Annotated in this window: 26 protein-coding genes; 10 read left to right on the top strand and 16 right to left on the bottom strand. The window is 70.9% G+C overall.

Annotated features, from left to right (window positions below; translation table 11 throughout):
- The first annotated feature begins 148 nt into the window (after positions 1-148).
- Positions 149-1,267 carry an AI-2E family transporter gene (locus tag ACLBX8_RS09855; RefSeq protein ID WP_447698278.1) on the top strand — a complete coding sequence of 373 codons (1,119 nt, stop codon included), beginning with the start codon at positions 149-151 and terminating at the stop codon, positions 1,265-1,267.
- Positions 1,268-1,280: 13 nt separating this feature from the next.
- Here ACLBX8_RS09855 and ACLBX8_RS09850 read toward each other — a convergent pair whose 3' ends face one another.
- A complete protein-coding gene (locus ACLBX8_RS09850; protein ID WP_026604576.1) occupies positions 1,281-1,784 on the bottom strand; it encodes a thermonuclease family protein in 504 nt (167 codons plus the stop codon).
- Between the two features lie 211 nt (positions 1,785-1,995).
- Between ACLBX8_RS09850 and ACLBX8_RS09845 the strand changes: the two genes are divergently transcribed.
- Positions 1,996-2,289, top strand: coding sequence for a hypothetical protein (locus ACLBX8_RS09845; RefSeq protein ID WP_447680811.1), 294 nt, complete (start codon positions 1,996-1,998; stop codon positions 2,287-2,289).
- Between the two features lie 48 nt (positions 2,290-2,337).
- On the opposite strand, the gene ACLBX8_RS09840 is transcribed toward ACLBX8_RS09845, so the two are convergent.
- On the bottom strand, positions 2,338-3,018 hold the full coding sequence (locus ACLBX8_RS09840; protein ID WP_020090876.1) for a L,D-transpeptidase: 681 nt from the start codon (positions 3,016-3,018) through the stop codon (positions 2,338-2,340).
- A 171-nt stretch (positions 3,019-3,189) separates the two neighbouring features.
- Here ACLBX8_RS09840 and ACLBX8_RS09835 point away from each other — a divergent pair, with 171 nt between their 5' ends.
- Positions 3,190-3,630: a VOC family protein gene (locus tag ACLBX8_RS09835; RefSeq protein WP_020090877.1), complete on the top strand. Its 441-nt coding sequence runs from the start codon at positions 3,190-3,192 to the stop codon at positions 3,628-3,630.
- On the opposite strand, the gene ACLBX8_RS09830 is transcribed toward ACLBX8_RS09835, so the two are convergent.
- On the bottom strand, positions 3,631-4,074 hold the full coding sequence (locus tag ACLBX8_RS09830; RefSeq protein WP_020090878.1) for a cyclic nucleotide-binding domain-containing protein: 444 nt from the start codon (positions 4,072-4,074) through the stop codon (positions 3,631-3,633).
- Between the two features lie 79 nt (positions 4,075-4,153).
- Here ACLBX8_RS09830 and ACLBX8_RS09825 point away from each other — a divergent pair, with 79 nt between their 5' ends.
- Positions 4,154-4,969, top strand: coding sequence for an electron transporter (locus ACLBX8_RS09825; protein WP_447698277.1), 816 nt, complete (start codon positions 4,154-4,156; stop codon positions 4,967-4,969).
- Positions 4,970-4,986: 17 nt separating this feature from the next.
- Here the strand turns inward: ACLBX8_RS09825 and ACLBX8_RS09820 are convergent, their stop codons facing one another.
- Positions 4,987-5,193 (bottom strand): hypothetical protein, encoded by a 207-nt coding sequence (locus ACLBX8_RS09820; protein ID WP_447698276.1) that lies wholly within the window; start codon positions 5,191-5,193, stop codon positions 4,987-4,989.
- A 240-nt stretch (positions 5,194-5,433) separates the two neighbouring features.
- Here ACLBX8_RS09820 and ACLBX8_RS09815 point away from each other — a divergent pair, with 240 nt between their 5' ends.
- Positions 5,434-5,622: a con-10 family general stress protein gene (locus tag ACLBX8_RS09815; RefSeq protein ID WP_010683678.1), complete on the top strand. Its 189-nt coding sequence runs from the start codon at positions 5,434-5,436 to the stop codon at positions 5,620-5,622.
- Between the two features lie 164 nt (positions 5,623-5,786).
- On the opposite strand, the gene ACLBX8_RS09810 is transcribed toward ACLBX8_RS09815, so the two are convergent.
- Together ACLBX8_RS09810 and ACLBX8_RS09805 are read right to left on the bottom strand one after the other, a co-directional pair.
- Complete coding sequence (locus ACLBX8_RS09810; protein WP_244491985.1) at positions 5,787-5,996, bottom strand: hypothetical protein; 210 nt, start codon at positions 5,994-5,996, stop codon at positions 5,787-5,789.
- Positions 5,997-6,626: 630 nt separating this feature from the next.
- A complete protein-coding gene (locus tag ACLBX8_RS09805; protein WP_012321915.1) occupies positions 6,627-7,430 on the bottom strand; it encodes a response regulator in 804 nt (267 codons plus the stop codon).
- Between the two features lie 174 nt (positions 7,431-7,604).
- Between ACLBX8_RS09805 and ACLBX8_RS09800 the strand changes: the two genes are divergently transcribed.
- Positions 7,605-7,943 carry a NepR family anti-sigma factor gene (locus ACLBX8_RS09800; protein ID WP_244435369.1) on the top strand — a complete coding sequence of 113 codons (339 nt, stop codon included), beginning with the start codon at positions 7,605-7,607 and terminating at the stop codon, positions 7,941-7,943.
- Between the two features lie 148 nt (positions 7,944-8,091).
- Here ACLBX8_RS09800 and ACLBX8_RS09795 read toward each other — a convergent pair whose 3' ends face one another.
- Positions 8,092-8,268, bottom strand: coding sequence for a DUF1328 domain-containing protein (locus ACLBX8_RS09795; RefSeq protein WP_007568853.1), 177 nt, complete (start codon positions 8,266-8,268; stop codon positions 8,092-8,094).
- A gap of 205 nt (positions 8,269-8,473) precedes the next feature.
- On the opposite strand from ACLBX8_RS09795, the gene ACLBX8_RS09790 reads away from it, so the two are divergent.
- Positions 8,474-8,650: a hypothetical protein gene (locus ACLBX8_RS09790; RefSeq protein ID WP_170855067.1), complete on the top strand. Its 177-nt coding sequence runs from the start codon at positions 8,474-8,476 to the stop codon at positions 8,648-8,650.
- A gap of 270 nt (positions 8,651-8,920) precedes the next feature.
- On the top strand, positions 8,921-9,799 hold the full coding sequence (locus tag ACLBX8_RS09785) for an MBL fold metallo-hydrolase (protein WP_447698563.1): 879 nt from the start codon (positions 8,921-8,923) through the stop codon (positions 9,797-9,799).
- A 13-nt stretch (positions 9,800-9,812) separates the two neighbouring features.
- On the opposite strand, the gene ACLBX8_RS09780 is transcribed toward ACLBX8_RS09785, so the two are convergent.
- Together ACLBX8_RS09780 and ACLBX8_RS09775 are read right to left on the bottom strand one after the other, a co-directional pair.
- Positions 9,813-10,592, bottom strand: coding sequence for a DUF1499 domain-containing protein (locus ACLBX8_RS09780; protein ID WP_447698562.1), 780 nt, complete (start codon positions 10,590-10,592; stop codon positions 9,813-9,815).
- Between the two features lie 67 nt (positions 10,593-10,659).
- Positions 10,660-12,495, bottom strand: coding sequence for an AsmA family protein (locus ACLBX8_RS09775; RefSeq protein ID WP_447698274.1), 1,836 nt, complete (start codon positions 12,493-12,495; stop codon positions 10,660-10,662).
- A 304-nt stretch (positions 12,496-12,799) separates the two neighbouring features.
- Here ACLBX8_RS09775 and ACLBX8_RS09770 point away from each other — a divergent pair, with 304 nt between their 5' ends.
- Both ACLBX8_RS09770 and ACLBX8_RS09765 read left to right on the top strand, forming a co-directional pair.
- A complete protein-coding gene (locus ACLBX8_RS09770) occupies positions 12,800-13,540 on the top strand; it encodes a CoA transferase subunit A (RefSeq protein ID WP_020090888.1) in 741 nt (246 codons plus the stop codon).
- 24 nt (positions 13,541-13,564) lie between these two features.
- Positions 13,565-14,227, top strand: a complete 663-nt coding sequence (locus ACLBX8_RS09765; RefSeq protein WP_447698273.1) for a 3-oxoacid CoA-transferase subunit B — start codon at positions 13,565-13,567, stop codon at positions 14,225-14,227.
- 361 nt (positions 14,228-14,588) lie between these two features.
- On the opposite strand, the gene ACLBX8_RS09760 is transcribed toward ACLBX8_RS09765, so the two are convergent.
- The 7 genes from ACLBX8_RS09760 to ACLBX8_RS09730 all read right to left on the bottom strand — a co-directional run bounded on the left by ACLBX8_RS09760 (position 14,589) and on the right by ACLBX8_RS09730 (position 23,410).
- A complete protein-coding gene (locus ACLBX8_RS09760) occupies positions 14,589-14,882 on the bottom strand; it encodes a formate dehydrogenase subunit delta (RefSeq protein ID WP_447698272.1) in 294 nt (97 codons plus the stop codon).
- A gap of 9 nt (positions 14,883-14,891) precedes the next feature.
- The gene (gene fdhF / locus ACLBX8_RS09755; RefSeq protein ID WP_447698271.1) at positions 14,892-17,753 is read right to left on the bottom strand and encodes a formate dehydrogenase subunit alpha; all 2,862 of its coding nucleotides are present in this window, start codon (positions 17,751-17,753) and stop codon (positions 14,892-14,894) included.
- A 10-nt stretch (positions 17,754-17,763) separates the two neighbouring features.
- Positions 17,764-19,323 (bottom strand): formate dehydrogenase beta subunit, encoded by a 1,560-nt coding sequence (locus tag ACLBX8_RS09750; RefSeq protein ID WP_447715038.1) that lies wholly within the window; start codon positions 19,321-19,323, stop codon positions 17,764-17,766.
- Positions 19,320-19,793 (bottom strand): formate dehydrogenase subunit gamma, encoded by a 474-nt coding sequence (locus ACLBX8_RS09745; protein WP_010684574.1) that lies wholly within the window; start codon positions 19,791-19,793, stop codon positions 19,320-19,322. Before ACLBX8_RS09745 ends, ACLBX8_RS09750 begins: the two co-directional genes overlap by 4 nt.
- Before the next feature lie 399 nt (positions 19,794-20,192).
- Positions 20,193-20,849, bottom strand: a complete 657-nt coding sequence (locus tag ACLBX8_RS09740) for a glutathione S-transferase family protein (protein ID WP_020090894.1) — start codon at positions 20,847-20,849, stop codon at positions 20,193-20,195.
- Positions 20,850-20,945: 96 nt separating this feature from the next.
- Positions 20,946-21,410, bottom strand: a complete 465-nt coding sequence (locus ACLBX8_RS09735) for a cytochrome c-type biogenesis protein (RefSeq protein WP_020090895.1) — start codon at positions 21,408-21,410, stop codon at positions 20,946-20,948.
- Positions 21,410-23,410: a heme lyase CcmF/NrfE family subunit gene (locus ACLBX8_RS09730; protein ID WP_447715037.1), complete on the bottom strand. Its 2,001-nt coding sequence runs from the start codon at positions 23,408-23,410 to the stop codon at positions 21,410-21,412. Before ACLBX8_RS09730 ends, ACLBX8_RS09735 begins: the two co-directional genes overlap by 1 nt.
- Positions 23,411-23,416: the final 6 nt, after the last annotated feature.

The following is a 23,416-nucleotide window of genomic DNA, read 5'->3' as shown; positions in this document are numbered from 1 at the left end:
TGTCAGAAGCGGCAACCGCGGCGCTTCCCCGGCGTTTCAGCGCCTGTCCACAGGCGTGCGCCGCCGGCTGCGGGGACGCGCGTACGCTCCGGACGCGCCGGCCCTAGCTTGACGGCGAGACGAGGCGCGTCCTCAGGAGACCAGACGGATGCCACCGATCACCAAGCCCGCCGCCCCGCCGGCGCGCGTCGAGACGCCGCCCCTGCCGCCGCAGGAGCGCGCGCGCTCCCAGGGAGCGGCCCGGGTCCTGCTGGTCCTGACCCTGACGGCGCTCGGCCTCTGGATCCTGCACGAGTTCCTGCCGGCGCTCGCCTGGGCGGTGGTCCTGGCGATCGCCCTCTGGCCTGTCTACCAGCGGCTCGAGCACCGTTTCCCGCCGGGCAAGCACAACATCCTCCTGCCCACGCTGATGACCGCGGCCGTGGCGCTGGTCTTCCTGGCGCCGCTCGCGATCCTCGGCATCCAGGCCGCCCGCGAGGCCCACGACGTGGCCGAGTTCGTTCGGAACGCCGAGGCGAACGGGGTGCCGGCGCCGGAATTCCTGCAGCACCTGCCCTACGGCGCCGCGCAGGCGACCGCGTGGTGGAACGACAATCTCGGCCACGCGCAGGCGGGCTCCGACCTGCTGCGCCGGTTCGAGAACCACTCGGTGCTCGGGGCCTCCCGCAATGTCGGCCGCGAGGTGCTGCACCGCATCGTCCTGTTCGGCTTCAGCCTCGTGGCGCTGTTCTTCCTGTTCCGCGACTGGCGGACGGTGCGGGAGCAGTCGCTCACCGCCTGCCACCGGCTGTTCGGGCCGCGCGGCGAGCGCGTCGCCCGCCAGATGGTGGCCTCCGTGCACGGCACGGTCGACGGGCTGGTGCTGGTCGGCCTCGGCGAGGGCTTCGTGCTCGGGATCGTCTACCACTTCGCGGGCGTGCCCCACCCGGTCCTGCTCGGCGCCTTCACGGCGGTGGCGGCGATGATCCCGTTCGGCGCCGCCGTGGCCATCGCGATCGCGGCGCTCCTCCTGGTGGCGGCCGGGTCGGTGACGGCGGCTCTCGTGGTGGCGGCGGCGGGCCTCGTCGTGACTTTCGTGGCCGACCACTTCATCCGCCCGGCGCTGATCGGCGGCACGACCAAGTTGCCCTTCCTGTGGGTGCTCCTCGGCATCCTCGGCGGCGTCGAGACCTTCGGGCTCCTCGGCCTGTTCCTCGGGCCGGCCGTGATGGCCGCCCTGGTCCTCCTCTGGCGGGAATTCACCGAGGGACAGGACGCGACGGCCTGAGCCGCCGGAGCGGCTAGTCGGCCGCGCTCGTGCCGGCCGCGGCCTCGACTCGGCGCCGGTCCTGGCGCCAGTCGGCCGGCTTCTCGAAGGTGCCGGCCCAGATGCCGCGGCGGGTCGCCCAGGCGTGGCCCTCCTGGCGGATATAGGGAGCCGTCACTTGACGGTTGGCCAGCGCCAAGCCCTGTCCGACCATCCAGGCGGACAGGTCCTCGCCGTGGACGTGGCAGATCCCGGTGACGCGACCGGGCACGCCGCCCTCCCGCCGCTCGCACGTGACCGCGCCGCCGCCGATCCGCGCGCGCAGGGCCTGCGCGGCCTTGCTGCCGCAGCGATACTCCTGGCCATTGGCGGTCTCGCAGCGCTGCGCGGTCTCGGGAGCGTCGATACCGTAAAGGTTGATACGCGTGCCCTGCACCTCGATCGTGTCACCGTCGATCACGGTCGCGGGGCCGCTGACCGTCCCGGCCGCGGCCGCGGGGCCGCAGAGGAGGAGCAGGGCGAGCATCGGTCTGATCATAGCGGGAATGTCCACGCGCGTGGCGAGTCAGCTGGTGACGGGGGCGTCGAGGCCGCGACGGTGCCCGGCCAATGTGGCGAATTTGCCGGGCGACCGAATCGGCCTCGAGAGCGCGATGCCGAGTTTCGACCGCCGTGGTTGCCAAAGCGTTCCGCCCGTCGGAGCGAAGCTTGGCAACGGAACGACGGCCCGGAGCCGCTCGTTATGAAACATGACCTTTCTCAAGACCCTGCTGGCCAGCCTGGCCCTGTGCGCGGCTCTCCTCGTCTGGGCCGGCCTCGCGATCGGCCCGGAGCGGCCGACGGACCGGACCAGTCCGGGCCTGACCACCGCCGCGGTGCTGGCCAGCGACGGCATGGGGCCGGACGGTCGACCGGGCGAGCCGGCCGCGGCCCCCGGCGGCCCGGATCGGGGCGATCTGGATCGAGCGGCTCTGGACCGCCTCGCCAAGCGGGTCTCCGGCGAGGTCCGCGACGCGTCGGCCGCGGGGACGCCGGCCGGCTGACCGGTCAGGAATCCGCGCCTCGCCCGCTCAGGTCCGGCACCTGCCCGATCAGGTCCTGTACTTGCCGTTGCGCTTGATGAGCACGCGGGTGCCCACCGGCACGCGCTCATACAGGTCGGCGATATCCTCGTTCAGCATCCGGACGCAGCCTGACGACATCTGCTCGCCGATGCTCCACGGCTCGTTGGTGCCGTGGATGCGGAACAGGATGTCGCGGTTGCCCTGGTAGAGGTAGAGGGCGCGCGCGCCGAGGGGATTGTCGAGGCCGCCCTTGCGGGTGCGCGGCAGGTCAGGATGCAGCGAGACCATCGTGACGGTCGGGCTCCAGTCCGGCCAGACGCCCTTGCGCCCGACCCGAGCCTCGCCCTTCCAGGAGAAACCGGCCTTGCCGACGCCGACACCGTACTGCATCGCCGTGCCGTCGGCCTGGACCAGGACGAGCTGACGCTTGTCGATGTCGACCACGATCGTCCCCGGCTGCTCGGGGCCGTTGTAGCTCACCTGCTGGCGGCGGTACTTCGGATCGAGGCGCTGGGTGTCGACCAGCGGAATGTCGAAGGGCTTGTCGGGCTTGCTGCCGACGTACCACGCCGCCTCGTCGTCCTGGGCGACCTGGACCGGACGGGTCTGGCAGGCCGCGAGGGGCGCGATCGCCACGACGGCGAGGAGGATTCGCGAGAGAACGATCCGGCGCAGGCGGCTCCAGGCCGAGGGAAGCGTGGCGATCATAGGTCCTGTCGTGCGGGATACGGTCGTCGCGCCATGCCTACCGCCTCTGCGCCTGTGACGATGTAGCCTTTGCGCCGCAGCCGGCCGTGCGCGGGCCGCTCCCACGGCCACGGTTGTGCCCTAATTCTGAATCGCAGCGGTGCTCTACTGCGCCCGGAGCGGAGGTGAACGATGGCCGAGACCGAAACTCTTCCCACCGAGGCGACGGTCGCTCCCGATGTCCCGCTCAGCCCGGCGATACACCTCGATCACTGCGTGATCCACGTGAGCGACTGGGCACGCTCGAACGCCTTCTACCGCGACGTGGTGGGTGCCGAGATCCTCGAGCGCGGTCCCGGCTTCGCCTACCGGTTCGGCGGCGTCCAGCTCAATTGCCACGGGCCGGGCGTCGAGCCGGTACCGGTCGCGGCGAAACCCGTCCAGCCGGGCAACAGCGACCTGTGCTTCCGCTGGTCGGGCGCGATCGAGACCGCCATCGCGCATCTCGAGGCCGCCGGGGTCCCGGTGGAACTCGGCCCGGTGGAGCGGCACGGCGCCGCGGGCGCGGGGATCAGCGTTTACTTCCGGGATCCCGACGGCTCGCTCCTGGAATTCATCACCTACGCGGGATGATCAGCCCCGGCTCTCGGCCAGCGCCTGATTGGTCTGCTCCAGCCGCAGCGCCAGCACCCGCATCAGGGCGATGCTGATCTGTGGAAACTGGGCCAGCAGTTCCAGGAACACCCCGCGGTCGATACGCAGGGCGGTCACCGCGGATTGCGCCGTCACGGTGGCGGAGCGGGGCTGCTCGGCCAGGATGCCCATCTCACCGACGAGGGCGTCCTGGCCGAGCAGCGCCAGCCGCACCGGGCCGGCGGGACCGTCGATGCTGACGTCCGCCGTACCCGAGAGGATCACGTAGGCCGCATCCGCGACGTCGCCGCGGGCGAAGAAGCGTTGCCCCGGCTCGAAATGCACCCGCTCGCTGGTGAAGGCCAGGAGCTTCAGGCGCGCCGGTTCCACCTCGCGGAACAGCGGCACCTGCTTCAGGGAGGAAACCTCGGTGTCGAGGGTCATTCGGGGGCTCCGCGACGGGTCTCACGCCCAGGACGGCGGGGCCGGACGGGCCCGCTTATCCATGCGGTTCGTCAGGCACTTGTCCAGCCCCGCGCCTTACGCAACCTGTCGGTGTGGTCTCGGCGCCCTCCTGGCACTGTGCCTCGTCCTGTCACCGGAGCCGGCAGCGGCCCGCCTCGTCCAGGCCGACCTCGCCCGCGTCGCGGTCGCGCCGCCCCCGGGTGCCCGGGCCTCGCTCGACCTCGCCGCCACCGACGCGCGCACCGACCGGCCGACCACCCTCGGGCAGGCGCTGGGCGGCCGCGCGGCCCTTCTGCTGCCGGTGGATTACACCTGCGGGAATGTCTGCGACCCCATGCTGTCCCTGTCGGTGGACGCGCTGGCGGCCACCGGCCTGCCGATCGACGACTACGCACTCGTGCTGGTCGGGATCGATCCCCGCGACGACGCCGCGGCCGCCCGGCGCATGCTGACGGAGACGCTCGGGGATCGGGCGGGATCCGTCCGGCCCCGGGCGCTCATCGTGTCGGATGCCGCGCTCGCGCGCCTCACCGGCGCGCTGGGCTATGAAGCTGTCTATGATGCTGGGACCGACAGCTTCGCGCATCCCGCGGCGGCGCTTCTCCTCACCGCCGACGGCCGGGTAGCCCGTGTGCTGTCGCCCCTGGCGCTGACCGGGCGCGACCTGCGCCTCGCCCTGACGGAAGCCGGCGAGGGCCGGGTCGGCAGCATCGCCGACCGGCTCACCCTGCTCTGCTACGGCTACGATGCCGCGCGCGGCGTCTACACGCCCCTCATCCAGCGGATCCTGACGGTGGCCGGGATCGTCACGATCCTGGTGATCGCCCTTCTCGTCGCGGGCCTGACGCGCCTCGCGCACCGGCGCCGGACCTGAGAACGCCCTCGCCCGGCTCAGCGCTTCGTCGAGAGCCCCTGTCCCCCGGGAGGGGGCGCGTCGCGCTTGAGACTGGCATTCAGGTGCGGCGAATCCGTCGGCTCCTCGCGGGTGGTCGGGGTGGCGGAATCTTCCGGCGCCGGCATCGGCGGCAGCGACGGCGTGTTGGGCTGCGTGGCCTGTGCCCCCGGAGCGGCATCCTTGACCATGTTGCGGTTCGTCATGCGCGAAAACCCTTCTCTCGTGCCGTGAGGCCGCGCCGTCCGCCCGGGACGAGTCGCCGGGCCTCCGGGCCTGTCGGACCCGACGCGGACTTCAACCAAGGTCGAATGTCGACCAACGCGGCACACAAGTCGGGGTTGCTGCCAAGCTTAGCTGTCGGAAGCTTGAGCAGGTCTCGGGACAGGAACCTTGGTTATTGCTGAAGGTTGTTGCGGGGTGAAGCGAAGCCTGAGGAGGAACTGATGGCGTCCGGAAATTCGACCTCGAAGCGAGGCTTTGCCTCGATGGACCTGGAGCGGCAGCGCGAGATCGCCAGCAAGGGCGGCCGCAGCGTTCCGGCCGAGAAGCGCTCCTTCTCGCAGGACCGTGAGCTCGCCTCGTCCGCCGGCCGCAAGGGCGGTCAGTCCACAGGGACCGGCCGGGCCGAGTGAGGCCGCTGCCGTTTCGTACCGCGTAGCGGCGCCGCGTCCCTCGGGACGGGCGCCGTTTTCGTTTCAAGTTTAGGCCGGGGATCGCGATCTAGGGCCGATCCACACAGCAGAAGGCCCCGCCGAGACGGCGGGGCCTTCTGATTTCCAGACCTTGTCGGCGCCGATCAGGAAATGCAGCGGCCGGGGGTCATGCGGCGCGCCTCGGGACCGACCAGGGAGCTCAGCGCCGCCTCGCACCCCTCGCGCATGCGCCGCGGCGGCTGCCGCAGGATCGGCTTGATCTCGAGATCCTGCGCCTCGCCGGCCACCGGGGCGTTCCGGCTGTCGAGGCGCTGCACCCCCGCCACCCGCGTCGGGCTGATCGACAGCGACACGGGTCGCATCCCGGGCAGCGGCGCCGAAATGGTCTGCGTGGTCGGGACCGGCATCGTCCACCGATCCGCCGTGTCGCGAACCACCGGCTGGACCAGAACGGTGAGAAGAGCCGCAGGAGCACTCACGCCCAGGATGAAACCAGACCGCAGCATCGCCCCGACCTCATTGCGAGAGCTTGACAGGATGTTCGTACAACGCGCCCTGCAATCGCAGGTTCCTAGACTGTCTCGCGTCTACGAAGCCTGAGTATTCGAACGCAGCTCGGCTGTTGGTGCGGCGGCGCACGCCCGCTATCCACAGCCCCGGCTCGTTGCACAAAAGGCACGCCCCACGAAAAAGCGCCCCTTCTGGAACCTCCGGCGCCGGCACCCGTTCTCTGTGCACCCGGCCACCTGGTCCTCCCCGCATTCCCCTTGTGCATCGGCCGGAACCTTCGCGACGGGCTGGAGCTCTCTCCGGCCCGTTTTTTTGTGCGCGGCGACCGATGAGGGCACGCGGTCCGACAACGAAAAAGCCCCGGCGTGAGCCGGGGCTTTTTCGTTGTCGCCACTCTCGGTCGCGGGCACCCCGGGTCACTCCCGGGGGCGAACCGCCGAGCCTGACCTCAGGCCGGATCTCAGGCCGTCAGCTCAGGCCGTCTTGGCTTCCCGCCGACGGGCGGTCTGCTGGAAGAACAGCGCCTGGCTGATCACCGCCGAGACGTTGGCGGGCTGGAACGGCTTGGCGATCAGGAACGCCGGCTCGGGCCGCTCACCGGTGAGGAAGCGCTCGGGATAGGCGGTGATGAAGATCACCGGCACCTCGAAGGATTTCAGGAGGTCGTTCACGGCGTCGAGGCCGGAGGAGCCGTCGGCGAGCTGGATGTCGGCCAGGATCAGGCCGGGGCGCTTGCCCTCGCCGGCGATCTTGATCGCTTCGGTGCGGGTGCGGGCGACACCGATGACGTTGTGGCCGAGACCCTCGACCAACGCCTCCAGATCCATCGCGATCAGGGGCTCGTCCTCGATGATGAGGATCTCGGTCGCCATGTCGGCGGCGAGCTCGCGACCAGCCTCGTCCACGAGGTCGCGAACCTCGGACACGTCGACGCCCAGAATGATCGCCGCGTCCTCCTCGGAGAAGCCCTCGAGGCAGGAGAGCAGGAAGGCCTGGCGCGGCAGCGGGGTGATCTGGCCGAGGCGGACCTCCGCCGGCAGGTCGTGCTGGACCTGCTCGCTGCGGCCGTTGACCGAGAGCGAGTTCCAGATCCGCGTGAAGACGCGGAACAGGTCGGCCTTGATGTTGGTGCTGCGACCGAGCGTGTCCGGCTCGTTGACGAGGGTCTCCAGGGTGGCGGCGACGTACGCGTCACCCGCCACTTGGCTACCCGTGAGCGCGCGCGCGTAGCGGCGCAGGTACGGCAGGTGCTGTACCACGAGTTGCGATGTCGACATTAGATCCCCTGTGCCTCGCCGTGTTGCCCGGCCGCGAGCGCCTCGATCCGTCACCGAGGGCCTGCCGGGGCCGGCTTTCTGTCCTGCGCAGCCTACCGCCCAACGCGGAGGCCCGCACTCCGTTCCACCCCCCAGCGGAACCGATGCCGGCGCGCAGGCGTTGCCGGCGCAGCCATGGCGTATGTCGAGCCGCAGCACAATGCGGCCGGGCCGACTTCGGCAACAAGGGGCGTGTTGATGGTGGACCAGGGAAAGGAGGCCGGTCTTCGCGCGCGCGATCCGCACGTCGAGACCGCCTCGGATCGCTTGTCGGAGTCCGAGAACAGCTCCGGCGGCACGGCCGCTTCCGACCCGTCCGACCGCGCCAGGAGCAAGGGCGGCCTCAGCGATCAGACCCGGAACCGCATCGCCGCGCAGCTGCGCGCGATGTACGACACGGTCACGCAGCAGCCCGTACCCGATCGCTTCGCCGAACTGATCGCCAAGCTCGACAGCGCCGACCGCAAGGCCTGAAACCGCTCGTCCCGTGACCGGGACAATCTACCCCTGCAAAGGCGCGATGGCAGCGCCGCGATGGAAAAAGCCGCCGCCCTGCGGCGACGGCTCTTCCGTGGGTCCGTGCGCCGGCCCGCTGAACGGAGCCGGCCGCTCCGGCCCTCGGTCACAGTGTCGGCGAACGGCCCCGCATCAGGCCGACGACGGCCGAGATGGCGAACAGGACGATCGCTACGAAGAAGACCAGCTTGGCCGCCTCCATGGCGGTGCCGGCGATGCCGCCGAACCCAAGCAGAGCGGCCACGAGAGCGACGACGAGAAAAGTTACGGCCCAACCGAGCATGGTTCGTATCCTTAGAAAGTACCAACGCGGGCGGGCCGCGTCGTTCTGAACACGAAAACGCCAAGGTTTCGCTCCGGTTCCGCCCCCATCGCGAAGTCCTGTGAGTCCCCGCGGGCGCGAGCGCCGGCCGCGACATGGGGTGACGGAACGAGACAGGGGCGCTAGCGTTCGAAGATAGGTCTTAAGGCTCGATCCGGGATTTGCGATGCTGCAATCTGCCAAGAGTGCCGTTCGATCGAAGGCCGCCGCGATGGCGGCGCGCGTGACCGAGATCGTCGACAGGGCCGGCGACGCCCTGCGCGCGGCCGCACTCGGTCTCATGCCGGCACCGGCGCCCGTACCGGTCCGCGTGCGCGCACGGCAACCGCGCCGGCAGGACTGATCGCGGGACGCGCGCGACCCCGGGGCGGACGCGCCCCCTTCCGCGTCCCACCACAGGAGCCGGACGGCATCACTCCTGCGTCCGGATCACCGGCAGGACGGCGGGCAGGTCCTGCCGCCATCCCACAATGCCTCGCGCCGCGGCCTCCCATCCCCTAGGCCCCGGGGGCGATTGCCACGCGGCCGCGAACCGTCCAAGGAACCGCCGTATCGATCGCACGGGATCGCGATGGCGGACACCGACGAGACCACCCTGACCTTCGATCCGTCGATGCCTCCGGCCGGCCGGCTGGACCGGGTCGCGCCGCTGATTCGCCGGCGGGTCGCGCCGAACGGAGGCCCGTTCACGGCGAGCGGCACCTGCACCTACGTGGTGGGCCAGGATCGCGTCGCGGTGATCGATCCGGGCCCGGACGATCCGGGCCATGTCGACGCGCTGCTTCGGGATCTCGGCACCGAGCGGGTCGAGGCCATCGTGGTCACCCACACCCATCGGGATCACTCGCCCGGAGCAAGGCTGCTCGCCGCGCGCACCGGCGCGCCGATCGTCGGATGCGCGCCGCACAGGGCCGCGCGGGCCCTGTCGGAAGCGGAGACCCCGATGCTCGACGCGAGCGCAGACCGGGCCCACGCGCCGGAACGGATCATGGTGGAGAGCGACGCCGTTTCCGGCCCGGGCTGGACCCTCGTGGCCGTCGAGACTCCCGGGCACACGATGAACCATCTCGCCTTCGCGCTGCCGGAGGCGCGGGCGCTGTTCTCGGGCGACCACGTCATGGCGTGGTCGACCACGATCGTGGCGCCGCCCGACGGCGCGATGCGGGCCTACATGGACTCCCTCGACAAGCTGCGCGGGCGCGACGAGACGGTCTACTGGCCGGGCCATGGCGGACCGGTGCGCGAGCCCGCCCGGTTCCTCCGCGGGCTCGCCGGGCATCGCCGCCAGCGCGAGGCGGCGATCCGCGCGCGGCTGGCCGCCGGCGACGGGCGGATCGCCGACATCGTCGCTGCGATCTACCAGGGGCTCGATCCCCGGCTCCGCGGCGCGGCGGCGCTGTCGGTCTTCGCCCACCTGGAGGATCTGGTCGGACGCGGGCTCGCGTCCTGCGACGGCGCCCCCCGCCTCGACGGCACCTACGCGCCGGCCTGAGAGGCGCGGCGGCTCACTTCACCGCGAGGGCGAGGTTGGCGACGTCGTCGAGATAAGCCCGGATCCGGTCGGCATTGCTGCCGAAATCGCGGCCGCCGAGCCGCGAGGCCGAGCGCACGTCGATCCGCGCCCCGTCGGCGCGGGGGCGGATGCGCACGGTGACATCGTCCGGCAGGTTGAGGATCAGCCCCCGCGCCACGGCCTCGATCCGGCCGTTGCCGGTCCGGCCGCCCGGCCGGATCGCCTCGACGATCTGCCAGTGCCGCTTCAGGGCGGCCTGCCGGGCGAGTTCGAAGGCCTCGTCGGCGCCGATATCGAGGGTCAGCGGCGCGATCTGCGGGTAGGCGCCGCGCTGGCTCTCGCGCGCAGCCGGGCTCGGGTTCGCCGGGTAGCGTCCGCCGCGGGCCGCGAAGGCCGCCCGCGAGCGCGAGAAGGCCGGCGGATTGTCGATGTCGGTGGTGATGTCCGACAGGGCGGGAAGACGCAGGCCGCGCAGGCCCAGGAAGGCGGGGTAGCCGAGAACCGCCAGCGCCAAGATCAATCCGGCGAGGGCGGCCCCGAGACCGCGGGCGCCCTCGCGCCAGACCCGCACGAAGGCGAAGATCGCGGCCGCGGCCGCCAGCAGCGCGACGCCGAGCCCGGCCACGAGCGCCACGAGGGCGGCGTCCGTGTCGGAGCGCGGATCCCGGACGAGGACCAGGGCGATCCCGGTGGCGATGACGGAGAACACGGCGAGCCGCCGGGCCAGCGGCCCCGCGCGGGTCACGGGTTCCTCGATGAGCAGGCGGCGCATGGGGATCATGAAGGCGTTCGAGGCCCGATCTTAGAGCTTGGCCGGAGCCAGCGCCATGGCGCCGCGGTCACGGCGCGTACGCGCGGGCGTTGCCGGGCAGGCCGAGCGTGGCGGGCAGCTTGAGCGGGTCGGGGAGCATCGCGCCCCCGTACCGGCCGACCGGGTCGGGGATCTCGCTGTGCGCGACCGTCTGAGCCGTCAGGGCGCTCCAGGGGCCCGTCACCGCGAACAGGATCCCGCGGGAGGAATCGCCGGGCGGACGCAGGACGAGGTCGCCCTTGGCATCGAGCCGACGCTCCGGCAGCGAGACTTGGCCGTGCAGGGTCGCCCCGACGCTCGGCCCCAGGAGACCCGACTCGGCGATCTCGCCCACGCCGTCGGCGAAGCGCAGCGTCACCACGGCCCGTTCGAAGGCCGTCCGGCCGTTGCGGCGCGCCAGGGCGCCGGACGCCACCGCGCCGTTGCGGTGGATGACGTCGGCGAGATCGAGGCCCGCGATGGCACCACCGTCCATGGCGAGCGTGGCCCGGCCATTCAGGTGCGCCAGCAATCCGACCGTGTCCCGGGCCCTGGATTCGAGGGCGAAATGCCCCTGCACGGGCCCCACCACCCAGCGGGCCGCGCCGATCTCGCCGAGCAGCGCGCCGAGGTCGACGCGGTCGAGGCTTCCCTGCGTGCGCAGTTCGGTCGCGGCCGGATCGGACCCGCTCGTCAGGTTGACGCGCCCCTTGAACGTGCCGTCCTGGATCCGGGCCCGGTTCACCGCGACCTCCAGGGCGGCCTCCCGCACCAGGACGCTCGCCGCCAGATCCTGCACCCGGACGGCGCCGGCGCGCCCCTCGGCCGCCGACAGGCGCAGGTCGAGGTCGCCGCGCGTGAAGGGCGCCAGGGCGATCGACGCGGGCGCGGGGTCGAGGAGCCGCGACAGATCCGCGACGAGAGGCGTGAGATCGAGCGTCTCGGCCGCCAGGGTCGCCTGCACCGAGAGGCGCGGCGCCTTGCCGGGCCCGAACGCGACGGCGCCGGCCCCCTCGAGCACGTTCTGACCCAGGCCGATGCGCAGGCTCGGCCACGAGACGGACCGCTCGCCAGTCTCGAACCGGCCGTCGACCGAGAAGGCGCCGGCGAGCGGCGCCAGCGGCATATCGCGGCCGATCCAGGCCAAGCTCTCCGGCAGGGATCGCGTCTCGAACCGGACCTGCCCGGACATGACGGGCAGCGCGCTCCCCTCCGCCGGCGGCGCCACCGTTCCGTCCGCCGCGAGGCGGCCGTCCGGCCACGTGATCTCCGCGGTGAACGGGCTTCCGCGGCGCTGGGCCATCTCGGCCGGACGCAGGTGGCTGAGGGCGATCCGGGTCGGCACGCCGCGCCAGATGAGGCTGGCGCGGCCCTCGGCGGCCTTGCCCCAGAGCGGCCACGCGATGTCGAGGTCGATGTCCCGGGCCGTGTCGCCGGCGGCGAGGCGCGCGTCGCGCACGACGATCCGGCGCGGCCGGGTCGTCTCGCCGGACCGGGCCTGCTCGGCGAGGCGCGCGAGGGGGGCGTCCCAGCCGGCAGGATCGTCCGACAGCCGCGCGCCCTCCAGGCGGAAGCCGCTCACCGCGGCGCGGCCGCCGAGGAGGCTCAGCGGGTCGAGATCGATGGTCAGACGGCCCTCATCCGCCAGGACCGGGCCGTCGGAACCGGCAGCGAGCCGGACGCGGTCGAGGGTCAGGCGCGGCCAGGGCAGCACCGCGAGGCGCGCGGGCCCCTGCAGCGTCAGCCCGAGTCCGTAGGCGTCGAAGGCGCGGCGGGCGAAGGCCGTGGCCCGGCCATCCTCCAGGGGCCAGTCGCGCAGGCCGAGGCCGGCCGCGATCAGGCTCCCGAGAGCGAGGATGAAGATCGGGCGGCGCAGCGACATCATGCTCCGAGAGGGCGGCGGCTGTGGCCGGAAGCCGGGCGCCGCGCCGGCCCCTCGGGCTGCCACGGCCCGGCAGGGTCTGCACGTCGAGTGGGCAACTTAGCGTCCCCGGCCGGTTTTGTCTGCCGCGCCCGCGCAGGGCCGCCCTGCCCTCCCCAGCGCAGTGCCGGTTACGGATCGCCCGGGACCGCGCCGGCCGGTGCGGTGCACCACTGGATTTCGCGCGCGGAATCGGGAAGAGCAGGCGCGAGGACACGCGCGTCCCGAGGTTTCGGCCGGTCGGGTCCGGCGGGAAAAGGACGATTCGATGAAGAAGGTCTACACGGATGCCGCCGCGGCCCTGGCCGGCCTCCTGCGCGACGACATGATGGTGATGTGCGGCGGCTTCGGCCTCTGCGGCATCCCCGACGAGCTGATCGAGGCGGTGCGCCTCTCCGGCGTCAAGGGCCTCACCGTCGTGTCGAACAATGCCGGCATCGACGGGGTCGGTCTCGGCAAGCTCCTGGACACCCGCCAGGTCGCCAAGATGATCTCGTCCTACGTGGGCGAGAACAAGGAGTTCGCCCGGCAGTACCTCGGCGGTGAGCTGGAGATCGAGTTCAACCCGCAGGGCACGCTGGCCGAGCGGATCCGCGCCGGCGGCGCCGGCATCCCGGCCTTCTTCACCAAGACCGGCGTCGGCACCAAGGTCGCCGAGGGCAAGGAAGTCCGCGAGTTCGACGGCGAGCAATACGTCATGGAGCGCGGCCTGTTCGCCGACCTCGCCCTGGTCCACGCCCACACGGGCGACACCGAGGGGAACCTGCGCTACCGGATGACCGCGCGCAACTTCAACCCGATGATGGCGACTGCCGCCAAGATGACCGTGGCGCAGGTCGAGCACCTCGTGAAGCCGGGCGAGATCGATCCGGACACGATCCACACGCCCGGCATCTTCGTGAAGCGCATCATCGACGTCGGGCAGCGCGACAAGCGCATCGAGCAGCGCACCACGCGCAAGCGCGGCGACAGCACCCCAGCCGCGGCGGCCGGCGGCGGCACGCACTGATCGGACGGGAAGGGAGCGAGAACGATGGCCTGGACCCGCGAGCAGATGGCGGCGCGCGCCGCCAAGGAGCTGGAGGACGGCTTCTACGTGAACCTCGGCATCGGCATCCCGACGCTGGTGTCGAACTACATCCCCGAGGGCATGTCGGTGCAGCTCCAGTCGGAGAACGGCATGCTGGGCATGGGCCCCTTCCCCTACGAGGGTGAGGAGGACCCGGACCTGATCAACGCCGGCAAGCAGACGATCACCGCTCTGCCGACGACGAGCTACTTCTCCTCGGCGGATTCCTTCGGGATGATCCGCGGCGGGCACATCAACCTGTCGATCCTCGGCGCCATGCAGGTGGCCGGCAACGGCGACCTCGCCAACTGGATGATCCCCGGCAAGATGGTGAAGGGGATGGGCGGCGCCATGGACCTCGTGGCCGGCGTGAAGCGCGTGGTCGTGGTGATGGAGCACGTCGCCAAGAACAAGGACGGCACCGAGAGCCCGAAGCTGCTCAAGGCCTGCGACCTGCCGCTCACCGGCACGCAGGTGGTCGACCTGGTGATCACCGATCTCGGCGTGTTCGAGATCGACAAGAAGGGCGACGGCGGCATGAGGCTCATCGAGCTCGCCGACGGCGTCACCGAGGACGAGATCCGCGGGAAGACCGAGGCCGACTTCACCGTCGTCCTGAAGAACTGACGCCTCGGGGCCCGGCGGCCGGCGTCGCCGGGTCCGCCGGGCGGGAGACGGCCGGGCACCCGACCGTCCCGCGGTGCCGCCGCCTGACGCCTTTCCACATCGACTCAGGCGGTTCTCGGTTCAGACGGCGCGCTCCGTCGTCACGAGCGCAGCGAAGTGACCCAGGGTCGCGCCATCGTGCAGAGTGTGGCGCTGCTGGATTGCTTCGCTCCGCTCGCGAGGATGGCGGAACCGGTCGGTGACCCGGAAACCGCATCGAACGCCAGGCACCCCCGCTCCCAGTCGGGACAGGGGTGCTTCGCGTGACTGCGCGCCAGCCAGGCGTGGCGTGGGCTGTGGGTCCCGCCCGGCCTCGGGCGGCTCAGCCCGCGTCGCTGGCGCCCGCGCCCGCGAGTTGCGGATTCCGGGTCGCGGGCCGCACCGGGCTGTCGGCCGCCGGCTCGTCGCCCTGCAGGGCCCGCCGCACGTAGCCGTCGACCCGGTCGCCCTGCTCCGGGAGGGCGGCCTCGAGATGCGCGATCATCTTGGGCGTCCAGAACGCCTTGATGTGCTTCTGGATCCCGGCCACCGCCTCCTCCTCCGGGTAGGACCGGAAGAAGGTCGCGATCTGGTTGGCCATGCGGACGAGCTTGTCCGCCTGCGTCACGGCGCTCATCGGGTACTCTTACTCTGCCGCGTCGAGGGTCTGGGCGATCCGGGTCAGGGAGAAGTCCTCCTCGTAGAACTTCGCCTGCCAGTCGGAGGGCCGGTTGGTCCGCCGGACCTGCACCGCCGTCACCTTGTACTCGGGGCAGTTGGTCGCCCAGTCCGAGTAGTCGGTGGTGATGACGTTGGCGCCGGTCTTGGCGTGGTGGAAGGTCGTGTAGACCACGCCCGGCTGCATCCGCTCGGAGACCTTGGCCTTCAGGGCGATGTCGCCGGAGCGGCTCTCCAGGGCGACGAGGTCGCCGTCGACGATGCCGCGCAGCTCCGCGTCGAACGGGTGGATCTCCAGCACGTCCTCCTCGTGCCAGCGCGAGTTCTCGGTGCGCCGGGTCTGCGCGCCGACATTGTACTGGGAGAGGATCCGGCCCGTGGTCAGGATCAGCGGGAACTTCGCCCCCGTCCGCTCCTCGGTGGCCACGAACTCGGTGATCATGAACCGGCCCTTGCCGCGGACGAACCGGTCCACGTGCATCATCGGCGTGCCGAGCGGCGCCTTCTCGTTGCAGGGCCACTGCACCGAGCCGAGCTCGTCGAGCTTGGCGTAGGACACGCCGGTGAAGCTCGGGGTGAGCGAGGCGATCTCGTCCATGATCTCGGACGGGTGATTGTAGTTCATGGGGTAGCCCAGCGCGTTGGAGAGCAGCACCGTGCCCTCCCAGTCGCCGTAGCCGCCCATCGGGGCCATGACCTTGCGGACCCGCGAGATGCGGCGCTCGGCGTTGGTGAAGGTCCCGTCCTTCTCGAGGAACGAGGCGCCCGGCAGGAAGACGTGGGCGTACTTGGCGGTCTCGTTCAGGAACAGGTCCTGGACGACGATGCACTCCATCGCCATCAGGCCCGAGGTCACGTGGTGCGTGTCGGGATCCGACTGGGCGATGTCCTCGCCCTGGATGTACATGCCCTTGAACGTGCCCTCGACGGCCTCGTCCAGCATGTTGGTGATGCGCAGGCCCGGCGCGTTGTCGAGCTTGGCGCCCCAGAGGGCCTCGAAGCTCTCGCGGGTCGCGTCGTCCGAGACGTGGCGGTAGCCGGTGAGCTCGTGCGGAAACGAGCCCATGTCGCAGGAGCCCTGGACGTTGTTCTGGCCGCGCAGCGGGTTCACGCCGGCGCCGAGCTTGCCGATGTTGCCGGTGGCCATGGCGATGTTGGCCATGCCCATGACCATGGTCGAGCCCTGGCTGTGCTCGGTGACGCCCAGCCCGTAGTAGATGCCGGCCGCGCCGCCCTTCGCGTAGAGCCGGGCCGCCCCGCGGACCTGCTCGGGGTCGAGGCCGGTGAAGGACTGCTGGTTCTCCGGGGAGTGGCGCTCCTCGGCGATGAACCGGGCCCAGGACTCGAACTCGGCGAGGTCGCAGCGCTCGCGGACATAGGCCTCGTCGATCAGCCCCTCGGTGACGATCACGTGCGCCAGCGCGTTGATGAAGGCGACGTTGGAGCCGGGCTTCAGCGGCAGGTGATAGTCGGCCTTGATGTGGGGCGACTTCACGAGGTCGATCTTGCGCGGATCGGCGACGATCAGCTTGGCGCCCTCGCGCAGGCGCTTCTTCATCCGCGAGCCGAAGACCGGGTGGCCGTCGGTCGGGTTGGCGCCGATCACCAGGATCACGTCGGACTTCTCGACCGACTTGAAGTCCTGGGTGCCGGCCGAGGTGCCGAGCGTCGACATCAGGCCGTAGCCGGTCGGCGAGTGGCAGACGCGGGCGCAGGTGTCGACGTTGTTGTTGCCGAAGGCGGCGCGCACGAGCTTCTGGACGAGGTAGGCCTCCTCGTTGGTGCAGCGCGACGAGGTGATGCCGCCGACCGAATCCTTGCCGTACTTGGCCTGGATCCGCTTGAACTCGGAAGCCGCGCGGTCGATCGCCTCTTCCCAGGACACTTCGCGCCACGGATCCGTGATCTTCTCGCGGATCATCGGCTTGGTGATGCGGTCCTTGTGGGTGGCGTAGCCGTAGGCGAAGCGGCCCTTCACGCAGCTATGACCCTCGTTGGCCTTGCCGCCCTTGTAGGGGACCATGCGCACGACGCGCTCGCCCTGCATCTCGGCCTTGAACGAGCAGCCGACGCCGCAATACGCGCAGGTCGTCACCTCCGCGTGCTCGGGCTGGCCGTACGCGTGGATCGATTTCTCCTGCAACGTGGCCGTCGGACACGCCTGGACGCAGGCGCCGCAGGAGACGCACTCGGACTCGAAGAAATTGGTCGGGCCGGCCGCCACGCGGCTGTCGAAGCCGCGGCCCGCGATGGTCAGCGCGAAGGTGCCCTGCACCTCCTCGCAGGCGCGGACGCAGCGGTTGCAGACGATGCACTTCGACGGGTCGTAGGTGAAGTACGGGTTCGACTCGTCCTTCGGCAGGTACTTCTCGGAGCTCGGCCGGACGTGGTTGTCGCCCTCGTAGCCGTAGCGCACGTCGCGCAGGCCGACGACGCCCGCCTGGGTCTGCAACTCGCAGTCACCGTTGGCCGCGCAGGTCAGGCAGTCGAGGGGATGGTCGGAGATGTAGAGCTCCATCACGCCCTTGCGGAGCTTGGCGAGCTTCTCGTTCTGCGTGTGCACCACCATGCCGTTCTCGGCCGGGGTCGTGCAGGAGGCCGGGGTGCCGCGCCGGCCCTCGATCTCCACGAGGCAGAGGCGGCAGGAGCCGAACGGCTCCAGCGAGTCGGTGGCGCAGAGCTTCGGGATCTGCGTCCCGGCCTGCATCGCCGCCGCCATCACCGAGGTGCCGGCCGGCACCGTCACCGACATGCCGTCGATCGTCAGCGTCACCGTCTGCTCGCTGACGCGGATCGGCGTGCCGTAGTCGATCTCCTTGATCAGGCCCATCGACGTCTCCTCACTCGGCCGCGGCCGGCAGATCGCCGGCGCGCCTGAAATCCTCGGGGAAATGGGTGATCGCGCTCATCACCGGCATGGGCGTCAGCCCGCCCATGGCGCAGAGCGATCCGTCGGTCATGATCTCGCAGAGATCCTCGACTAGCTTGAGATTCGCGTCCGGCCGGATGCCGGCGATCACCTTGTCCATGGTCTCGACGCCGCGGGTCGCGCCGATGCGGCAGGGGGTGCACTTGCCGCACGACTCGGTGGCGCAGAACTCGAAGGCGAAGCGGGCCTGGGAGGCCATGTCGACGGTGTCGTCGAACACCACGATGCCGCCGTGGCCGACGAGGCCCTTCTTGGCCGCCATCGCCTCGTAGTCGAGGGGCGTGTCGAGGAGATGGTCGGGGAAGTAGGCCCCGAGCGGCCCGCCGACCTGCACGGCCCGGACCGGCCGGCCCGAACGGGTGCCGCCGCCGAAATCCTCGATCACCTGCCGGAGGGTGATGCCGAAGGCCATCTCGATCAGGCCGCCGTGCTTGACGTTGCCGGCGAGCTGGATCGGCAGGGTGCCGAGCGACCGTCCCATGCCGTAATCGGCGTAGGCCTTGGCCCCGTTCTCCAGGATCCACGGCACGGCCGTGAAGGTCATGACGTTGTTGACCAGCGTCGGCTTGCCCAGGAAGCCCTTGAGCGCCGGGATCGGCGGCTTCGCCCGCACGATGCCGCGCTTGCCCTCCAGGCTCTCCAGCAGCGAGGTCTCCTCGCCGCAGATATAGGCGCCGGCGCCGAGGCGCACTTCCAGGTGGAAGGTCTTGCCCGAGCCCAGGATGTTGTCGCCGAGCACGCCGGCCGTCACGCCGTTGGCGATCGCCTCCTTCAGGGTGGCGAAGGCCTGCGGGTACTCGGAGCGGAGGTAGATGTAACCGCGGGTGGCGCCGGTCGCGACGCCCGCGATGGTCATGCCCTCGATGAGGTTGAAGGGGTCGCCCTCCATCATCATCCGGTCGGCGAAGGTCCCGGAATCGCCCTCGTCGGCGTTGCAGACCACGTATTTCTGGTCCGCCTTGGCGAGCATCACGGTGTTCCACTTGATGCCGGCCGGGAAGCCGGCACCGCCCCGGCCGCGCAAGCCGGAATCGCGCACCGCCGCCACGATGCCCTCGGCATCGAGCTTCAGGGCGGCCTCCAGGCCGCGGTAGCCGCCATGGGCCCGGTAATCGTCCACGGAGACCGGGTCGACCACGCCGCAGCGGTGGAAGGTCAGGCGCTGCTGCCGGGCGAGGTAGGGGATCTTCTCCGGATCGCCGAGGCGCAGGACGTGGTCGCCGCCCGCGGTCAGGCCGGCATCCAGCAGGGCATCGACGTCCTTGACCGTCACCGGCCCGTAGGCGACGCGCCCCTCGGGGGTGCCGACCTCGACCATCGGCTCCAGCCAGAACAGGCCGCGGGAGCCGGTGCGGACGATGGTGACGTCCAGGCCGCGGCGCTCGGCGCCGGCGAAGAGGGCGCGGGCGACCTTGTTGGCGCCGAGCCCGAGGGCGACGGCGTCGCGCGGAACGTAGAGCGTGACGCTCACTGGCGCACCTCCGTCAGGGCAGCTTCGAGGGCGTCGGCGGTCAGGTGCGCGACGGGCTCACCGTCCACCAGCGCGGCGGGGCCGTTGGCGCAGAGGCCGAGGCAGTAGACCGGCTCGACCGTGGCGCTGCCGTCGGCGGTGGTCTCGTGCCAGCCGCAGCCGAGGCGGCCCAGGATCTCGCGGTGCAGCTTGTCCGAGCCCATGGCCTGGCAGGCCTCGGCCCGGCACAGCTTCACCTCGTGGCGGCCCGCGGGGTGCGCTCGGAAGTCGTGGTAGAAGGTGATGCAGCCGTGGACCTCGGCGCGCGACAGGTTCAGCGCGTCCGCGATCAGCGGCACGGCACCGGAATCCACGTAGCCGAAGGTTTCCTGCAGCGCGTGCAGGATCGGCAGCGTGGCCCCTTCGAGATGGGTGTGCTCGGCGATGATCCCGGATGCGCGCTCCGCGCTCCAGGGCTCGTGACGCGCCATGGTTTCCAGCCCAGTCTGTTCCTGTTCTAATGCGAAGAGGAACAGAAATGCCGAATGGCATCAATCGCGCTGTCCGGTCGGGCGACAAAGGACGTTTGTCGAGCTGTAACGCGCAGGCCTGAGGAGCGGAGCCAGTTCCTTAACCTGTTGCCACAGCGCGATTTTTCAGATCCGATCGGCAGTCAGGATTTGTCGCTTGCGTCGCAACATAAATTTGTGCCCTGCAAGAAACTGCATTCCGCCACGTCGGGTCCGCAACGTCCGCTCAGAGCCCTCCGTCCTTGCGAGCGGAGCGAAGCAATCCAGGGCAGCGCGACCTCGGCAAGCGTGGCGCGACTGGATTGCTTCGCTCCGCTCGCAAGGACGGTGGCGCTTTCCGAGACCTGAGCCTCGGCCGCGTCAGAACTCCATCTCGAGTTCCTCGATCTCGTCCGGCTCGTCGGCGGCGGCCTCCGCCCACTCGACCATCAGCGGCCAGTGCAGGATCGTGTCGCGGTAGGCGGCGGCGCGGGGCGGCAACGCGACGTCGTAGGTGCGGAAGCGGGTGCAGACCGGGGCGAACATCGCGTCGGCGAGGCACGGCCGCGCGCCGAACAGGTACGGCCCCTCGTAGCGATCCAGGCAATCGTCGAAGATCGTGACGATGCGCTCGATATCGGCCTTGGCACCGTTGAACACGCGGAAATCGGGGTGGAAGGCGCGCAGGTTCATCGGCAGCGCCGAGCGCAGATTGACGAAGCCGGAATGCATCTCCCCCGAGATCGACCGGCAATGGGCGCGCTCCGCCACGTTGCCGGGCAGGAAGCCGGCCTCCGGGAAAGTCTCGGCGAGATACTCGGCGATCGCCAGCGTGTCCCAGACGACCACGTCGCCGTGGCGCAGGCGGGGCACCAGGAACGAGGGCGACAGGTGCAGCAGCTCCGCCCGGGTGGTGGCGTCGGTGCCGGACAGGACCTCCGTCCGGAAGTCGAGCCCGGCCATCCGGCAGATCAGCCAGCCCCGCAGGGACCACGAGGAGTAGTTGCGGCTCGAGATGGTGAGCGTAGCGGCCGTCATCGTCCTGCCCCGGGCGCGTCGCCGATCGTGCGGTCTGCGAGGCCCGATCCAAGACTCGTGCCGAACGGGGCGGGCGAATCGCTTCCGGCGGCGATTCTACTCCCGTCGCAGCAGCGCCGCGACCTCCGCCTGCTCGGCGGCCGACAGGTTCCGGGCCGGCGCGGGCGGGCGGCGGCGCGCGAGGCGCCAGATGCCGAGCCCGCCGAGCAGCACCGCGAGCACCGGGGTCAGCCACAGCAGCAGGGTGTGCAGCGCGAAGACCGGGCGCAGCAGCACGAACTCGCCGTAGCGGGCCACGACGTAGTCGAGCACCGCCGTGTCGCTGTCGCCCTTCTCCAGCCGCTCGCGGACGATCAGGCGCAGGTCCTTGGCGAGCGGCGCGTCGGAATCGTCGATCGACTGGTTCTGGCAGACGAGGCAGCGCAGTTCGGCCGAGATCTCCCGGGCGCGGTGCTCCAGCGCGGGATCCTTCAGCACCTCGTCGGGCTGCACCGCCAGGGCCGGCAGAGACGCCAGCAGGGCGAGCGCGGCCAGCGCCGGCCGGAGCGAACGGCGCGCCATCACTCGGCCGGCACCGCGACCGGGAGCGACCGCGCCTTCGCCTTGGCGGGGACGCCCACGCGCATCCGCCGGTCCGTGAGCGACAGGCCGCCGCCCAGCGCCATCACCACCGCCCCGAGCCAGATCAGCAGGACCAGCGGCTTGTAGTAGAGGCGCAGGCCGACGCCGCCGTCCTGCCCGATCTCCCCGAGGCTCGCGTAGACCTGGCTGACACCGTTGGTCAGCAGCCCCGATTCCGTCACGGCCATCTTGCGGCTCGGGTAGAAGCGCTTGCCGGTCTCGACCTTCCCGACCTCGTCGCCCCCGCGAGTGCGGATCGTCAGGTAGGCGGCGGCCTCCTCGTAGTTCGGTCCCTTGCGCGGCGCGACCCGGTCCAGGGTCGCCACGTAGGGCCCCGTCGCGAGGCTCTCCCCGGGCTTGAGGGTCGCCAACCCCTCGGTGGCCCAGCCCTGCGCGGCGATGCCCAGCACCACCACGCCGACCCCGGCATGGGCGATGGCAGTGCCCCAGGCCGAGCGCGGCAGGCCGACGGCGCGGCGGCCGATCTGTCCGAGGGACCGGGCGCGGCTCGCCCCGTAGCCGCGGGCGCGGGTGACGATCTCCAGGGCGGACCCGATCAGCAGGTAGGCGCCGAGGCCGATCCCGACCGGCGCCAGCACCGGCCCGCCCCAGGTCAGCGCCAGCACCGCGAAGCCGACCACCAGGGCGACCGCCAGCGCGGCGAACAGGCGCTGGGCGGCGGCGAGCACGTCGCCGCGCTTCCAGGCCAGCGCCTGCCCCATGGGCACGATCAACAGCAGCGGGATCGCCAGCGGCACGAAGGTGGAATTGAAGAAGGGCGGACCGACCGTGATCTTCTCGCCCGTCAGCATCTCGAGCACCAGCGGGTAGAGCGTGCCGACCAGCACGGTGGCGCAGGCCGCCACCAGGAACAGGTTGTTGAGGACGAGCGAGCCCTCGCGGGAGATCGGCGCGAACAAGCCCCCCTGCCGCAGCAGCGGCGCCCGCCACGCGAACAGCGTTAGCGAGCCGCCGATGAACAGGATCAGGATCGCCAGGATGAAGACGCCGCGGGTCGGGTCGGTGGCGAAGGAATGCACCGAGGTGATCACGCCCGAGCGGACCAGGAAGGTGCCGATCAGCGAGAGCGAGAAGGTCAGGATGGCGAGCAGCACCGTCCAGACCTTCAGGGCGTCGCGCTTCTCCATCACCACGGTGGAGTGCAGCAGCGCCGTGCCGGCGATCCACGGCATCAGGGAGGCGTTCTCCACCGGGTCCCAGAACCACCAGCCGCCCCAGCCGAGCTCGTAATAGGCCCAGTAGGAGCCCATCGCGATCCCGAGCGTCAGGAAGCACCACGCGGCGAGGGTCCAGGGCCGCACCGCCCGCGCCCAGACGGCGTCGATCCGCCCGTCGATCAGCGCCGCCACCGCGAAGGCGAAGCTGATCGAGAAGCCGACATAGCCGACGTAGAGGAGCGGCGGGTGGACCGCGAGACCCGGATCCTGCAGCAGCGGGTTGAGGTCGTTGCCCTCGAGCGGGGCCGGGATCACCCGGGTGAACGGGTTCGAGGTCGTGATGATGAACAGCACGAACACGAAGGTGATCAGCCCCTGCACGGCCAGGGTGTTGGCCCGCAGCCGCGGCGGCACCGAGTTCTTGGCCGCCGCCACGCAGGCGCCGAACAGGGTGAGGATCAGGACCCAGAGGAGCATCGAGCCCTCGTGGTTCCCCCAGACGCCGGAGATCTTGTAGATCAGCGGCTTCTGCGTGTGCGAGTTCTCGACGACGTTCTGGACCGAGAAGTCCGAGGTGACGTGCGCGTAGGTGAGCGCCGCGAAGGCGAAGAGCACGCAGGCGAAGGCGCCGAGCGCCGCCTGCGAGGCGGTCTGGCGCAGGGCCGGATCGCCCGAGCGGGCGGCCCAGATCGGCATCACCACCTGGACGAGGGAGATCGCCAGCGCGAGCGCGAGGGCGAAGTGGCCGGTCTCGACGATCATGCGGGT

It is taken from the genome of Methylobacterium sp. D48H (genome assembly GCF_053345715.1).
Note: the sequence above shows the minus strand (reverse complement) of the source record. Positions and strands in the feature narration are given on the sequence as shown.